This is a genomic window from Escherichia sp. KCJ4928 (genome assembly GCF_004352695.1).
Classification (GTDB): domain Bacteria; phylum Pseudomonadota; class Gammaproteobacteria; order Enterobacterales; family Enterobacteriaceae; genus ECMA0423.
Genome location: NZ_SJWV01000498.1, coordinates 1 through 758 on the forward strand (window position 1 = coordinate 1; position 758 = coordinate 758).

The 758-nt window shown below is 37.7% G+C and carries 1 protein-coding gene and 1 pseudogene; both read right to left on the reverse strand.

Annotated features, from left to right (window positions below):
* Positions 1-338, reverse strand: a pseudogene (gene yhaB, locus E0D98_RS25110) (protein YhaB); the annotation flags it as partial.
* A 255-nt stretch (positions 339-593) separates the two neighbouring features.
* Positions 594-758 (reverse strand): transcriptional activator TdcR (gene tdcR / locus E0D98_RS25115; RefSeq protein ID WP_131891422.1); only part of this gene is annotated, 165 nt, incomplete at its 5' end.

Below are 758 nucleotides of genomic sequence, written 5' to 3' on the forward strand. Positions count from 1 at the left end.
AAAGGAGCAAAAGTGCCTACATCTAATGTTTGTATGATATAATCATCATGTTCCCCTGTAGAAATATCTATGATGAATGGACTCATATTTTCCGGTTGGATTCGGATCATTACAGAAGGAACATCGCCTTGATAGAAATTCAATGCAGTAATTGCAGATAATACTCTCCGCAGTTCATTACTTATACTGTAAATTTTATTAACGTCATTGGTGGAGACAATTTCTGCAAACTTTCTTTTTACCGTCCAATAATCAATATTTCTATTGTGATTGTTAACCACTGCGTGCATTGGCGGGATTGAAGGGTGAAAAATATGTGCAATTGGGAAGCCTTTCATTGATGCCTGCCTTGTCGTCATGACAAACAATAATAGATGCTTATTTTCCTCGCAGGGTTCTTTCGCACTATCAAAAAACGCTCATTTACCCGGCGTTACAGTAAACGAAGCAACATTCTGTGGCCTACGACGATCAAAAGCTCTGTGAAAATTTCCCTTGTTGTCTTTGTCTGACCTTATCGCGGCGACCAGCAATTATTCGTTTTGTGATCCTCAACACAAAATGCTATTCGTCGCCTATGAGGGGAGAAGAATTTATGGAAAACGATTGCATTCACAAAATGACGTCCTGTCAGAAGAGAAAAAGTTGACGTTAATCAATTGTTCGAGATGATCAATACCTGTATTCGAAATTTTAAAATATTGATAAAATAAATGTTTGTTCTCCAACAAATAGCGTGAAAAAATGTGACGTGCCGC